This window comes from Pseudomonas sp. Root71 (assembly GCF_001429045.1).
Lineage (GTDB): Bacteria > Pseudomonadota > Gammaproteobacteria > Pseudomonadales > Pseudomonadaceae > Aquipseudomonas > Aquipseudomonas monachiensis.
The window spans coordinates 20,223-33,667 of record NZ_LMHY01000007.1 but is presented as its reverse complement, the minus strand read 5'-3'; the positions used below and the strand labels follow the sequence as shown (position 1 = coordinate 33,667).

Genomic DNA, 13,445 nt, shown 5'->3' with positions numbered 1-13,445 from the left:
AGCAACAACGCCAGGTAGGCACGGGCAACTGACTCAATCCCTGTGGGAGTCGTTCACCCGAAAGAACGCGGTTATCTCGTCATGATCTTCCAACAATAAGAGTCCATCATGAACACTAACGCCAAGTCCGCCCCGAGCGTGTCGAGCCTCGACGAAAAATCCGTCGTCGAGGGGCATTCGATTGACTTCATCCCCGAGAACGAGCGCACCGACAAGCTGGCCAGTCAGGGCCCGTTCTGGTTCCTCGGCAACTTCACCTTCTTCACCATGACCATCGGCTTCGTTGGCCCAAGCGTCGGCCTGACCGCGCTCTGGACCACGCTGGCCGGCACGCTGGGCATCATGTTCGGCACATTGTTCATGGCCTTTCACGGCTCCCAGGGCCCGCACCTTGGCCTGCCGCAGATGATCCAGTCCCGCGCGCAGTTCGGTTATCGCGGGGTAATCCTGGTGTTGCTGGCGACGCTGTTCGTGTTCGCCGGCTTCAACATCGTCAACCTGGTGTTGATGATGCAGGGGCTGCACACGCTGTTCGGGTTCAGCCCCGCAGTGATCGCGGTGGCGGTGACCATACCGGCGGCGGTGCTGGCGATTCTCGGCCATGACTGGATGCACCGCAGCTTCAAATGGGCGCTGTACCTGTCGTTGCCGCTGTATGGCCTGGTGACCATGGCGGTGGTGATGGGCTGGGTGCCGGATGCGGTGCTGCCGGCACTCGCGGAGGGCGAAGTGGCCCGTGAGCCGCTGGGTTTCAACTGGACCGGTTTCATCGCGCAGTTTGCGGCGGCCGCGAGCTACAACATCGCCTATGCGCCTTATGTGTCGGACTACTCGCGCTACCTGCCGAAAAACACCTCCAGCGGCAAGCTGATCGCCGTGGTGTTCCTCGGAGCTTCTCTGTCCGGTGCATGGATGATTTCCGTCGGTGGCTGGCTGGCCGATCACCTGCACACCACTGACGTGCTGGTGGCCCTCGGGCAAGTCGGCAACACCGTGTCGCCACTGGTGGGCACGGCGGTGGTGGTGGTCACCATCCTGGCGTTCCTGCCGGTGATCGCGATGAACATCTACAGCGCCAAGCTGACCACGTTGACCTGTGTCGACTCGATCAAGCACATCGAACCCACCCGCAAGGCACGCATCCTGGCCATCGGCTTCGTGATCCTGCTGCAACTGGGCGTGGCCCTGAGCATCCAGAGTTCCGGCAAAGGCTTGTCGGTGCTGGGGATCTACCTGGTGGTGATGCTGTACTTCCTGGTGCCCTGGACCTCGGTCAACCTCACCGACTACTTCTTCGTGCGCAAAGGCCGCTACGCCATCCCGCACTTCTTCATGCCCCACGGCAACATCTACGGCAGCTGGGGACTGCGCGGTATCGCCGCCTATGCCATCGGCTTTATCTCGATGATCCCGTTCTTCTACATCTTCGACGGCGTTGAACAGCGCGAGGTGTATGTCGGCCCGCTCGCCAAGGCACTGGGCAGCATCGACATCGCCTGGCTGGTCGGGCTGATCGTGTCGGGCGTGGCGTACTACTGGCTGAGCCGCTCGATCGATCTGAAACGCGAAGAGGCGGTGATCCAGCAGATCGAAAAAAACTCCCCGCAATACACCACCGGCGACACGCTGACCCACAAACAGCAGCCACCGCGGGTATTCACTGAATCGACGGTCGGGAGATAACTATGACCACACAAAGAATGACCACGCAAAAAATGGCTACACAAAAATACGACTACATCATCATTGGCGCAGGCTCGGCGGGTTGTGTGTTGGCCAACCGCCTGAGCGAAGACCCGGCCACCTCGGTGCTGGTCCTGGAATTCGGCGGCAGTGACAAGAGCGTAGTGATTCAGATGCCGAGCGCATTCTCGATCCCGATGAACACCAAGAAGTACAACTGGCGCTACGAAACCGAGCCGGAGACCCACCTTAACGGCCGACGCATTCACTGCCCACGGGGCAAGGTGCTGGGCGGCTCCTCGTCGATCAACGGCCTGGTGTACATTCGTGGCCATGCGCTGGACTTTGACGAGTGGGAATCCCTGGGTGCCGAAGGTTGGGGCTATCGCAACTGCCTGCCGTACTTCAAGCGCGCCGAGAGCTACGAGTCGGGTGGCGACAGCTATCGCGGGCAGACCGGGCCGCTGCACACCACCAACGGCAACCACATGAAAAACCCGCTGTACGGTGCCTGGGTCGAAGCCGGCGCGGAAGCGGGCTACATCAAGACCGAAGACTGCAACGGCTACATGCAGGAAGGTTTCGGCGCGATGCACATGACCGTGAAGAACGGTGTGCGCTGCTCCACGGCCAACGCCTATCTGCGCCCGGCCATGGGTCGTCCGAACCTGACGGTGATTACCCATGCGATGACCCGCCAGATCATTCTTGAAGGCAAGCGGGCGGTGGGGGTCATGTATGACCACGGTGGCCAGACCCACCAGGTGTATTGCAACCGCGAAGTGCTGATCTCGTCGGGGCCAATCGGCTCGCCGCACCTGCTGCAACGCTCGGGCATCGGCCCGGCGGACGTCCTGCGCAAGGCCGGGATCGGCGTACGCCATGACCTGCCGGGAGTAGGGGAGAACCTGCAGGATCACGCCGAGGTGTACATACAGTTCGGCTGCAAGGAACCGGTGACCCTCAACAACAAGATGGACCCGCTGAGCAAGCTGATGATCGGTCTGCGCTGGCTGCTGTTCAAGGACGGCCTGGGCGCCACCAACCACTTCGAGGCCGGTGGCTTCATCCGCTCCGAGAAGGGCCTGCGCTGGCCGGACATCCAGTTCCACTTCCTGCCGGCGGCGATGCGCTACGACGGCAACAAACCGATCAAGGGCCATGGCTTTATGGTGCTGACCGGGCCGAACAAGCCGAAAAGTCGTGGTTATGTGCGGGTTCGCTCAGCCGATCCGTACGAGCATCCGGAAATCCGCTTCAACTATCTGGAGCGGGAAGAGGACCGTGAGGGCTTCCGTCGCTGCATTCGCCTGACCCGCGAGATCATCGGCCAGAAAGCCATGGACCGCTTCCGCGACGGCGAAATCGCCCCGGGTGCCCAGGTGACCAGCGATGAAGACCTCGACGCCTTCGTGCGCGACAACCTGGAAAGCACCTACCACCCGTGCGGTTCGTGCCGCATGGGCGAGGACGACATGGCGGTGGTCGATTCCGAATTGCGCGTGCGCGGCATCGCCGGTCTGCGAGTGATCGATTCGTCGGTGTTCCCGACCGAGCCGAACGGCAACCTCAATGCGCCGACCATCATGCTCGCCGAGCGGGCGTCGGATCTGGTGCGTGGCGCGCAGATGCTGCCGTCAGCGGATGTGCCGGTGGGGCTGGTCGAAGGCTGGGAAAGCAGCCAGCGTACTTCGTTGCCGGGGCGTAACGTGCGGGTCTGATCCAAAAGCAAAGATCGCAGCCTGCGGCAGCTCCTACGGGAAACTCATTCCAATGTAGGAGCTGCCGCAGGCTGCGATCTTTTGATCTTGCTTTGAAACTTACTTTGAAAAAAGTCCCTCTCGGCTTCACCTCCATTGCTAGTCTGTAATTCCTTGAGACCGCAATGGAGCACCCTCATGGCTATTCAGGCCCTGCGCGCCGACGCCTCGCACATCGATCAGATCGCCCCTTTGTTTGACGCCTACCGGATGTTCTACAAGCAGCCGTCAAACCTTGCGCAATCACGCGCCTTCATCGCCGAGCGACTCGCCCGGGATGAATCGGTGATATTTCTGGCCCAGGACAGCGACGGTGAAAACCTCGGCTTCGTCCAGCTGTTCCCGACCTTTTCCTCGATCGACGCCCATCGTACCTGGCTGCTCGGTGATCTGTTCACCACGCCCGCCGCCCGGGGCAAAGGTGCCGGTACCTTGCTGATGAACACCGCCCGGGATTTTGCGAAGCTGGCCGGCGGCAAAGGCATGACCCTGGAAACCGCCACCGACAACCTCACCGCCCAGCGCCTGTATGAATCCCTGGGCTGGGTGCGCGACCCCGGTTACTACACCTATTGCCTGGATCTGAAAAAAGACTGACTCAGCGATCCAGTCAGCCAAACACCGGCCGCATGAACGAACGTTCGTAGCTGAGGATGAATTTCTTCTCTTCGGCATACTTGAACGCCGCGATGCACTCTGGATCGTTCATCGACTGCTGCCGGTAATGCTCGTACGCCGCCAGGCTGGGGAAGGTGAACAACGCCAGGGCGATGTTGTTGGCACCCTCCGACGGCAAAAAGTAGCCGTGGTGCTGGCCGCCGAACTTTTCCACCAGGGGAATCCACAGCTTGCCGTAGTGCTCGAACGCTTCGAGCTGGTAGGGATCGAGCACGTATTTGAGGTAGCAGGTCACCATTGTTTCGTTCCTTGATCAGGTTTTGAGGGCAGTCGCCACTGTAATCAACCCTGGGCGCCCGGCACAGCCGCTTGTTCGACATAGACCGGTAATTTTGCGCCAGAGAGTAGGCGGCGTCGCCGCACTATTGGTTCAGTCAATAGTCACCATCAAGAATCGCAAGTTCTGTTTTTTGCGCAAAGGCGGAAAATTGCCGGCATTGAACACGCTGCTCAAGGAACCTGCGCGATGAAAATCTTGACCCGACTGGCTGTGATTGCCCTGTTGCTGGGCAGTGTCGTATCCACCGCATCGGCCTTTGCCGAAGACGCACGCACCTGCCATCTGCCGCCCATCACCGCTGGCCAGGGCGGCTTGCAATACGGGCAAACGGTCGGGGTGCTCTACAGCGAAAACACCGTGGAAAACCTGCAATACCTTGAGCAATACCACTCGGTGGCCGTCAACGGTGCGAAAAACGCACTGGATGCGCGGATTCGCCAGGCGTTCGTCAACAGCTCCGATCCGGACCTGGCCATTGACTGGCTGATGAGTTCGCTGCACCACACCTTTGTGTCGGTGACTGTCTACGACAACCTTGATGCCCTGGTGCAAGCCCATCCCGATGTGGTGGTGATGCTCGATACCCATAACCAGTTGCTGACCCAGCGTAACGACCGGGTCGAGGCGCGTTTCGCCGCGCGGTTCTACGACGCCAACCTGCAGTACATCGGCAAGGCCGAAGGCACGGTGGAAAAACAACTGCCGTCGGTGTGGGTGCATGACAAGACAGCGCCCGAAATCGCCGCGCAAATCGAACAGCAACGCGACCTGCAACTGACCGCGCTGAAACAGTTCGATGCGTCGTTGAAGGCGCTGGTGACTGCCGGATTAACCGCAACAACCAATTAATCAGCCCGACGCCCATTGAGCGGCGGGCAAGCCGATCCACCGTGGATTTCTATTCAGGACCTGATACATGCGCACTGTTTTTTCGAGCGTGCGGCGCAGGAGTGTCTGTAAGCAGAATTTCAGGCAAAAAAAAGCTACCGGGACTGGCAGCAGAAAGATAAAGCACGCATTGGATGACCTGAGTATGGCGTCCGGTTCATGACGATTCGATGACAGCTTGATGGACATTCATCAGGATGCTGAAAATCCATGTTCCAATAGCGAGCACTCGCAGACTGGAAACGCAGCATGAACAAAATCGCCGCCCCGACCCTCGCCCTGGCGCTCACCGCAGTCCTGCTCAGCACTCCCACCCTTGCCGCGGGCGATGTCCAGGCCGGGGAGAAAGTGTACAAGCGCCTCTGCAGCGGCTGCCATCAGATCGGTGAATCGGCTCGCGCCTTCTTCGGCCCGCAACTCAATGGCGTGATCGGTCGCCACTCCGCCGTCACCACGGACTACGTGTATTCCGACGCGATGAAATCCGCCAACCTTGTCTGGGACCGCGAAACCCTGATCGCCTACCTCGAAGCGCCGAAGAAAGTCGTCCCCGGCACCCGCATGATTTTCTGGGGCCTGAGTGATCCGGAAAAAATCGAAGACCTGCTGGCCTACCTGCAAACCTTCCCGGCGCAATGATCAGGCCGTGGGCTGCTGCTCGGCCGCCAGGTTGTCTACCAGCCACTGGGTGAAGGTCCGCGCCATCGTGATGTTTTCGCTGTCACGGTGGGTCAGCAGCGCCCAGTTCGGGCCGCGGATGGTTTGCTCCACCATCGGCTGCAACAGCCCGGTGGCCCGCGCCTGCCGACTCAGCAACTGACTCACCAGCGCAATGCCCAGCCCTGTGCAGGCCGCGTCCAGCAGCAAACCCGGATCGGAAAAATTCAGCCCCTGATCCATCTGCCCCACATCAATGCCCGATTCCACCGCCCAGTGGCTCCAATCCATTTCCCGCTCGCCATGCAGGGTAGTGCGCTGCTCCACCGGCACGGCCAACAGGCTCGGGTGACACGCCGGGTAGAGGCGGTCGGCGTGCAGCACCCTGAAACTGCATTCGGCCTGGGAACCGATGTCGTCGCGCACCGCCAGGTCGATGGTCTGGCTGGCCATGTCTGGCACCTCATCGGTGCTGAAAATCCACAGATCGACCTGCGGATGCTGGCGACGAAAATCCCCCAGACGCGGCAACAACCAGTGCCGGGCAAACGCCGGGGTGGTGTTGAGCACCAGTTGATTGGGTTTCTGGTATTGCCCCAACCGGCGAATGCCCACCGCCAGTTGCTGCAACAACGCCTGGGTGGTGCTGAGCAAGTCGTGCCCGGCATCGGTCAGGCTGACGCTGCGCCCGCTGCGATGGAACAGCGGTTGTTCCAGGTAGGCCTCAAGGCTGCGGATCTGCTGGCTGATCGCCGATTGGGTGAGGTGCAACTCATCGGCGGCCTTGTGAAAACTGCCCAGCCGGGCGGCGGCTTCGAAGCCGCGCAAGGTGCTCAGGGGCGGCCAGTGTTTGAGCATATCGATAAGTTTCTCTAATCAGTTGTCTGCAAAATCCATCGTTTGTTTGCCCGTTTTTCCAGCCGTAGCATGCATGCCAAGACCGCCAAGGCCGTTTTCATTGAACACAATGACTTAACTCAGAGGTGCTTGTCATGCAGCAGAACGTAATTCAAAACAGCGGTTGGACGATGCCGGCCGAGTGGGTCGCCCACGCCGCCACCTGGATGGTCTGGCCGCACAACAAGACCCTGTGGGAGTCAGGCTGGCGGGTGACACTGCCACAGGTTCAAGAAGACTTCGCCCGGGTGGCCAACGCCATCGCCCGCTTCGAGCCGGTGAAGCTGGTGGTCGATCCGTCAGCCGTCGCCAGCGCCAAGGCCTTGTGCGGGCCGAATATCGAATTGATCGAACTGGCGGTCAACGACAGCTGGTGCCGCGATTCCGGCCCGAGCTTCGTTTGCCACCCGCAGCAAGGCCTGGCCGGTGTGAGCTGGCGCTTCAATGCGTGGGGCGGCAAGTCGGCCCACGATCTGGACGAAAGCCTGGCCCGCCGCGCGGTCAATCGTTTGGGGCTGGAGTGTTTCGGCACGGCGCTGAGCAACGAGGGTGGCGCCATTCACGTGGACGGCGAGGGCACGCTTATCACCACCGAATCGGTGTTGCTCAACCCCAACCGCAACCCGGGCGTGAGCAAGGCCGAGATCGAAGAGATCTTCAGCCGCCTGCTGGGCGTGAAGAAAACCATCTGGCTGCCGGGCGATCCGGACTACGTGACCGGCGACATGACCGATGGCCACGTCGACGGTGTGTGCGCCTTTGCCCGCCCCGGCGTGTTGCTGGTGGACGCCACCCACGACCAGAGCTCTGTGTACGCCGCAGTCGCACGGGAAAACCGTCGCGCCCTTGAGTTGGCCACCGATGCCCAGGGCCGCAAGTTCGAGCTGATCGAACTCTATGAAGCCTCCGATGCGGTGGACACTGAGGCCGAAGTGTTCTGCGCCTCCTACACCAATTTCTACATCGCCAACGGTGCGATCATCATGCCGGCCTATGGTATCGATGCCGACAAGGTCGCGGCCGAAGTTCTGGCGCAGGCGTTCCCCGGACGCGAAGTGGTGCCGGTGCGGATCAACCATCTAGCCCATGGCGGCGGCGGTGTGCATTGCATCACCCAGCAACAGCCGGTCTGGCCGGTGCGGGGTTGATGCCATGACTCTGCTGACCATCGCCACCACCCAGATGCCCTGCACCTGGGACCTGAAACACAACCTCGACCAGGCCGAGCAACTGGTCCGCGAGGCCGCGGCCAAGGGCGCGCAGGTCATCCTGTTGCAGGAGCTTTTTGCCACGCCGTACTTCTGCATCGAGCAACACCACAAACACCTGGCGCTGGCCGAGGAGTATCGCGACAGCCATGTGCTCCAGCGCTTTGCTGCATTGGCCAAAGAGTTGGGCGTGGTGCTGCCGCTGAGTTGGTACGAGAAGGCCGGCAACGCCTACTTCAATTCATTGAGCGTGGCCGACGCCGACGGGCGCCTGTTGGGCGTGTACCGCAAGACCCACATCCCCAACGCCATCGGCTATCAGGAGAAGGAATACTTCAGCCCCGGCGACAGCGGTTTCCGGGTCTGGGACACCGCGTTCGGGCGCATCGGCCTGGGCATCTGCTGGGACCAGTGGTTCCCGGAAACCGCGCGCTGCCTGGCCTTGATGGACGCTGAAGTGCTGCTGTTCCCGACCGCCATCGGCTCCGAACCGGGCTGCGCCACTCTCGATTCCCGGGATCACTGGCAGATGACCATGCGCGGTCACGCTGCCGCCAACCTGCTGCCGGTGGTGGCGGCCAACCGTGTCGGCCGGGAAGCGGCGACCACCGACCCGACCCTGCAAATGAACTTCTACGGCTCGTCGTTCATCTGCAACCACAAGGGCAAGTTGCTCGCCGAAGCCGACCGCGACAGCACCGGCGTGCTGGTTCACAGCCTGGACCTGGCGGCCATGCGCGAAGACCGCCTGACCTGGGGCATCTACCGCGATCGCCGTCCGGACATGTACGGCGCCTTGTTGACCCAGGACGGTCGTCAGATCCATTCACGCTGGGCAACCCAAGGGGTGTGACATGAACACTATCAACAAGCTGAGCCTGGCCATGGGGCTGGCGCTGAGCTGTGCGGTGCCTGCTCTGCACGCCGAGGAGAAAACCCTGCGGCTGTACAACTGGGCCGATTATTTCGCCGAGGACACCCTGAGCAAGTTCACCGCCGAAACCGGGATCAAGGTGATCTACGACGTCATGGAAGGCAGTGAAACCCTTGAGGCCAAGATGCTGGCTGGCGGCAGCGGTTACGACCTGATCTTCCCCGGAGACACCGTGGCTGAACGCTTGATGCGTGCCGGCAGCCTGCAACCGCTGGATCAGTCAAAAATTGCTGCGATGGCTGATATTGAGCCCGGGTTGCAGAAACTGCGCTCGCGTTATGAATATTCGAGCAAAGCGACGGTGCCGTACACCTGGGGCACCATCGGTCTTACCTACAACGCCGAGCAGATCACCCAGCGTGCGCCGGACGCGCCGGTCAATAGCCTGGACATGCTGTTCAAACCGGAGCTGGCGGCGAAATTCGCCGACTGCGGCATCTCGATGATCGACTCACCGGACGAAGTACTGGCGGTGGTGCTCAACTACCTCGGTCGCGACCCGCGCAGCGCCAAACCGGCGGACCTGGCGGCGGCCAGTGACTTGCTGATGAAGTTGCGGCCGCACATTCGCAAGTTCCAGTCGCAACCGGTGACCGACCTGGTCAACGGCAACCTGTGCATGTCCCTGGGCTACAGCGGCGACATGACCCAGGCGCAGCGCGCGTCGGACAGCGCCGGCAAGAAAACCACCTTCCACTACCGCATCCCCCGCGAAGGCACCACGGTGTGGATGGACACCATGGCCATTCCCGTCGACGCCCGGCACCCGGAATACGCCTACGCGTTCATCAACTTCGTGATGCGCCCGCAGAACATGGCGGCCATCAGCAACTTCACCGGCTACCCGACCTCCAACGCCAAGGCACGCCCGGACGTCGATGCCGCGATGCGCAACAACCCGGACATCTACCTTGATGAAGCCACTTACGCACGGCTGATTCCCGGCAAGGACATTCCCCAGGCCGACATGCGGGCACGCATGCGCACCTGGACCAAATTCAAGACCGCTACCGTTAACTGATCACCGGCCGGCCCGAAGGCCGGCCAAACCTCGATTTCAGGAAAACATATGCCGACACGTCGAACATTCATCAAGCAGGTATCGGTCGCCGCCGGGCTGGGCGCGGTGGCGTCCATGGGATTGGGCTTTGCCGGCCTGCCGGTGCGAGCGGCCGACAAAGGCAATGGGTACATGCCCGATGAAGGGGACAAACACCAGCGGGCTTTCATCGCCTTCGGTGCACAGGCCGCGATCTGGGAGGACTTCACGCCCCACGTGCAAGACGCCCTTGGCCGGATCGCCCGCAGCATTGCCGAATACGAGCCAGTCACGGTGTTCTGTCGCCAGAGCGAACGGCGCCTGGCCGAAGCCAAATGCGGCAGCCACAACACCACCTTCGTGATCACCGAACTGGATGACATCTGGATGCGCGACATCGGCGCCAATTTTGTCGTCGATGGCAACGGCGGCCTTGGTGCGGTGGACTTCAACTTCAACGGCTGGGGCAACAAACAGCAGCATGCGGACGATGCGCAACTGGCCGCCCAGGTCGCGGAAAACGCCAAGGCGGATTACCTGCGCAGCGAACTGGTGGGCGAGGGCGGAGGCATCGAAGTGGATGGCCACGGCACCGGGATCATGACCGAAAGCAGCTGGATCAACCGCAATCGCAATCCCGACTGGACCAAGGCCGAGGTCGAGGCAGAACTGAAAGAACGCCTGGGGCTGCGCAAAATCATCTGGCTGCCGGGCATCAAGGGCAAGGACATCACAGACGCCCACGTCGACTTCTATGCGCGCTTCGTCAAGCCCGGCGTGGTCATCGCCAACCTCGACAACGACCCCGAGTCCTACGACTACAAGGTCGCTCGCGCCCACCTGCAGATCCTCGAAAACGCCACCGATGCCGATGGCCGCAAGTTGCAGGTGCATACCGTGTCGCCGCCGCTCAACCCGCGCAACAGCCGGTTCAGCAAAGACAATAAGGACTTCGCCGCGGGCTACATCAACTACTTCGTGATCAACGGCGCGATCATCGCTGCGCAATTCGGTGACGAAGAAGCCGATGCCAAAGCCTTCGACCTGCTGTCTGAACTCTACCCGGACCGCAAGGTGGTGCAACTCGACATCGATGCGATCTCCGCCGGTGGTGGCGGGATTCATTGCGTGACCAGTCATCAGCCGATGGTCTAACGGATTGCCCCTGATTTCAGGCTAAACACAAAACCTGTGGGAGCGAGCTTGTTCGCGATGGCGGAGTGTCAGTCAATATATTGTTCACTGACCCACCGCTATCGCGAGCAAGCTCGCTCCCACAGGGGTTGTTGGTGAATCAGGAAATCAGGCCTTGCTGGCCTTCAGATAAGCCCCCAACCGCCGCCCCATTTCTTCACCCAACGCCTGCAAGCCACTGAGCGGCCGTACCATCACTTCAAACTCGACAATCTTGCCCTGTTCGTTGAAGCGGATCATGTCGATGCCCTTGAGCTCTTTCCCGCCGACCCTGGCGCTGAATTCGAGAATCACGTTCAAGCCATCCGCCGACGCCAGTTCGCGGTGATAGGCAAAGTCCTCGAACACGTTCATGACCGTATTGAGGATCATCGACACCACTGGCGCCCCCGGATATGGCGTGTGCGCCATCGGTGAACGGAACACCGCCTGTGGATCGAGCAGTTCCGGCAAGCCGCTCAAATCGCGGTTGCCGATCATTGCGTGCCACTGCTTCAGGGATGCTGCGACGTTGTGGTTCAGGTTCAGCTCGGACATCTTCAACTCCTGTTTTTTATTGTTGTGCTGCGAAAGCGTTGGTCGATGAGCCAGGCGGCATCGTCGGCCCATTGACGGTAGAGCATCGGCCCCGGATGAAAACCATCACTGGCCATCAAGCCCGGTTCGGGCGCCAGCGGGGTCGTCAGCATCGTACATTGATCCAGGTGTGCGGCCAGATCCGCCAAATGTGCATTGAAACGACGCGCCCTGAACCCCAGAAACCAGCGCAGCGGCTGCGGCAAGGCGGGGAACAAGTGCATCGGTGGAAGCGGCGACACCACAATCTGCCTCACCGCGAACTTGTCGCACAACAGCGCCATCAAACTCCGTTGCCGAACGAGCCACTGATCCAGGGTGAGTGAGCTGGTGACATCGTTGACGCCAATCGACAACAGCGCCACATCGAACGGCTCGGGTGCATGCTGTTCGAGCAGCTCCAGCAACCCTTGGGAATCCAGACCTGTGCGCGCCCAGAGTTTCCAGGCCACCTGGTAACCATCGGCCAGGCGCTCCACCAGCCGCCCGCTGAGAGCTTCACCTTGAGTCGCCGCACCGACGCCTGCAGCGGCGCTGTCGCCGACAATCAACAAGCGCAGAACATCGCCGCTGCCGGATTCGCCGTGGCGTTCACCTTCGGCCTCCGGCAACTTGGGCGTCACGCGCCGCGTGTATAGACCCTGCGCCAGCAACAACGGGCCGAGGAGGACTTTGGCGAGGGTTTCAGTGTGGCTCATTTGGCGTTATCGCCCCGCAACACATAGCTCTCCGGTCGCACGAATCATCGCCTGGCCATGCAGGTAATCCTTGATCAGCGCGGAGCGTTCGGTGGCCAGCCATTGCGGGCAGTTCGGGTCTTTGCGGTAGGGCAGGAATGCGGCGTACTGCGTGAGCAGCTGGCTTTGCAGGGTGTCGAGTTGAGGACGGATATCGTTGCCCAGGTCCGGCCGTGGCGTGTCCGGTGCCTTGTGCGCCGCTTGCCATTGCGCAATTCGACCGTATTGCACCAGTTTGCTGGCTTCGATCTGGGCGGCGATCAGGTCGGCGACATCGTCGGGGTCGAGCTGGCGCTGGGCCGCCTGCTTCCTGGCGTTGGCGATGACTTGCGCTTCCCGGGCGTTGTCCTGGACGGGTTTGCCGCTGTCCCACTTGGTCAGCGCCACCAGTTCGCTGATGTACAACCGCTCATTCATCGTCGCCAGCAAGGGTTGCAAGGCGTCGGGCGGCGGGGGCGTCGTGCCGGCCTGGACGCCGCCAGCGAACAAACCGAGCAGGGCGCAGGCCAGCCAGTGCGGCAGGCGTGGGGAACGGGGCATGGGCAGAACCTCCTTGGACGCGAAAAACACTCCGGCTTGTTTATCACAAGTGCGGCCAGGGAACGACAGGTTGCAAAGGATTCAGGCCAGCAACCGTTCAATCTGCGCCAACTCCCAGGTGCTGAGCAGACTCACCGGGTCGGTGCCGAAGCGCTGGCCGTTGTCGAACACATATTCACGGCCATCGGGGCTTTGGCCATGCAGGCAGTGGCGCAAGTGGCCGGCGTCGACCTCCAGTGTCAGTTGCCAGCCGTCGATGTCGACCCGTACATGGCCAGACTCGCAGACGTCGTCGATTCGCTGGAAGGTACAAATGCCCTGGGCGGCATCGCGCAACGGCTGGTAAACCTCGCGGGCGGTGAGGGCGGGCACAG

15 protein-coding genes are annotated in these 13,445 nt (G+C 61.4%); 9 read left to right on the top strand and 6 right to left on the bottom strand.

Annotated features, from left to right (window positions below; all coding sequences use genetic code 11):
• Positions 1-108: 108 nt before the first annotated feature.
• The 3 genes from ASD95_RS08035 to ASD95_RS08025 all read left to right on the top strand — a co-directional run bounded on the left by ASD95_RS08035 (position 109) and on the right by ASD95_RS08025 (position 4,040).
• Positions 109-1,683 (top strand): purine-cytosine permease family protein, encoded by a 1,575-nt coding sequence (locus tag ASD95_RS08035; RefSeq protein ID WP_056723743.1) that lies wholly within the window; start codon positions 109-111, stop codon positions 1,681-1,683.
• A gap of 32 nt (positions 1,684-1,715) precedes the next feature.
• The gene (betA, locus tag ASD95_RS08030) at positions 1,716-3,404 is read left to right on the top strand and encodes a choline dehydrogenase (RefSeq protein WP_056723862.1); all 1,689 of its coding nucleotides are present in this window, start codon (positions 1,716-1,718) and stop codon (positions 3,402-3,404) included.
• A gap of 177 nt (positions 3,405-3,581) precedes the next feature.
• A complete protein-coding gene (locus ASD95_RS08025; RefSeq protein ID WP_056723741.1) occupies positions 3,582-4,040 on the top strand; it encodes a GNAT family N-acetyltransferase in 459 nt (152 codons plus the stop codon).
• A gap of 13 nt (positions 4,041-4,053) precedes the next feature.
• Here ASD95_RS08025 and ASD95_RS08020 read toward each other — a convergent pair whose 3' ends face one another.
• Positions 4,054-4,359, bottom strand: a complete 306-nt coding sequence (locus ASD95_RS08020) for an NIPSNAP family protein (protein WP_056723739.1) — start codon at positions 4,357-4,359, stop codon at positions 4,054-4,056.
• Between the two features lie 228 nt (positions 4,360-4,587).
• Between ASD95_RS08020 and ASD95_RS08015 the strand changes: the two genes are divergently transcribed.
• Positions 4,588-5,250, top strand: a complete 663-nt coding sequence (locus ASD95_RS08015) for a hypothetical protein (RefSeq protein WP_056723737.1) — start codon at positions 4,588-4,590, stop codon at positions 5,248-5,250.
• A gap of 288 nt (positions 5,251-5,538) precedes the next feature.
• Positions 5,539-5,928 carry a c-type cytochrome gene (locus tag ASD95_RS08010; RefSeq protein ID WP_056723736.1) on the top strand — a complete coding sequence of 130 codons (390 nt, stop codon included), beginning with the start codon at positions 5,539-5,541 and terminating at the stop codon, positions 5,926-5,928.
• Here ASD95_RS08010 and ASD95_RS08005 read toward each other — a convergent pair whose 3' ends face one another.
• The gene (locus ASD95_RS08005; protein WP_056723734.1) at positions 5,929-6,804 is read right to left on the bottom strand and encodes a LysR substrate-binding domain-containing protein; all 876 of its coding nucleotides are present in this window, start codon (positions 6,802-6,804) and stop codon (positions 5,929-5,931) included.
• A 134-nt stretch (positions 6,805-6,938) separates the two neighbouring features.
• Here ASD95_RS08005 and ASD95_RS08000 point away from each other — a divergent pair, with 134 nt between their 5' ends.
• From ASD95_RS08000 to ASD95_RS07985, 4 genes are read left to right on the top strand one after another with little or no spacing between them, the layout of a single operon-like run.
• Positions 6,939-7,991: an agmatine deiminase family protein gene (locus tag ASD95_RS08000; RefSeq protein WP_056723732.1), complete on the top strand. Its 1,053-nt coding sequence runs from the start codon at positions 6,939-6,941 to the stop codon at positions 7,989-7,991.
• A 4-nt stretch (positions 7,992-7,995) separates the two neighbouring features.
• The gene (gene aguB, locus ASD95_RS07995; RefSeq protein WP_056723730.1) at positions 7,996-8,904 is read left to right on the top strand and encodes an N-carbamoylputrescine amidase; all 909 of its coding nucleotides are present in this window, start codon (positions 7,996-7,998) and stop codon (positions 8,902-8,904) included.
• Position 8,905: 1 nt separating this feature from the next.
• Positions 8,906-10,006, top strand: coding sequence for an extracellular solute-binding protein (locus ASD95_RS07990; RefSeq protein WP_056723729.1), 1,101 nt, complete (start codon positions 8,906-8,908; stop codon positions 10,004-10,006).
• Positions 10,007-10,054: 48 nt separating this feature from the next.
• On the top strand, positions 10,055-11,179 hold the full coding sequence (locus ASD95_RS07985; protein WP_056723727.1) for an agmatine deiminase family protein: 1,125 nt from the start codon (positions 10,055-10,057) through the stop codon (positions 11,177-11,179).
• A 147-nt stretch (positions 11,180-11,326) separates the two neighbouring features.
• On the opposite strand, the gene ASD95_RS07980 is transcribed toward ASD95_RS07985, so the two are convergent.
• The 4 genes from ASD95_RS07980 to ASD95_RS07965 form a co-directional block, all read right to left on the bottom strand.
• Positions 11,327-11,755, bottom strand: a complete 429-nt coding sequence (locus ASD95_RS07980) for a nuclear transport factor 2 family protein (protein WP_056723726.1) — start codon at positions 11,753-11,755, stop codon at positions 11,327-11,329.
• A 2-nt stretch (positions 11,756-11,757) separates the two neighbouring features.
• Positions 11,758-12,492, bottom strand: a complete 735-nt coding sequence (locus ASD95_RS07975; RefSeq protein WP_056723724.1) for an SGNH/GDSL hydrolase family protein — start codon at positions 12,490-12,492, stop codon at positions 11,758-11,760.
• Between the two features lie 6 nt (positions 12,493-12,498).
• On the bottom strand, positions 12,499-13,071 hold the full coding sequence (locus ASD95_RS07970; RefSeq protein WP_056723722.1) for a chorismate mutase: 573 nt from the start codon (positions 13,069-13,071) through the stop codon (positions 12,499-12,501).
• 81 nt (positions 13,072-13,152) lie between these two features.
• Positions 13,153-13,443: a DUF7693 family protein gene (locus ASD95_RS07965; protein WP_056723720.1), complete on the bottom strand. Its 291-nt coding sequence runs from the start codon at positions 13,441-13,443 to the stop codon at positions 13,153-13,155.
• Positions 13,444-13,445: the final 2 nt, after the last annotated feature.